At 52.0% G+C, this 254-nt stretch carries 1 protein-coding gene; it reads right to left on the minus strand.

Translation table 11 applies throughout. The features are described 5' to 3' along the window. The coding region (locus SB771_RS35800; protein WP_410722143.1) for a hypothetical protein at nt 1-188 on the minus strand (188 nt) is incomplete at its 3' end. Nucleotides 189-254 lie beyond the last annotated feature (66 nt).

Below are 254 nucleotides of genomic sequence, written 5' to 3' on the forward strand. Positions count from 1 at the left end.
TTAAAGTGTGGAATGCGCATGAAGTAGTCGAGGCTGAAACTTGCGGGCACCGCATTTCCGTCGTCAGTAAACATCGTGGATGCAACTTCTCGGTGAATGGCGTGGTTTATATCGAATTGGATCTGGATCGAGACCTCCGCATGCAAACCGATGATGGCCGCATTGAGGGCTCCAATGGCCGCGTCCATATCAGTTTCGGTTACCCATTGGCGACGTGATTGAGGTAGTCCCCACCTAGCATTTCTGGCCCAAAG

This window comes from Burkholderia sp. SIMBA_051, assembly GCF_046534915.1.
Classification (GTDB): domain Bacteria; phylum Pseudomonadota; class Gammaproteobacteria; order Burkholderiales; family Burkholderiaceae; genus Burkholderia; species Burkholderia ambifaria.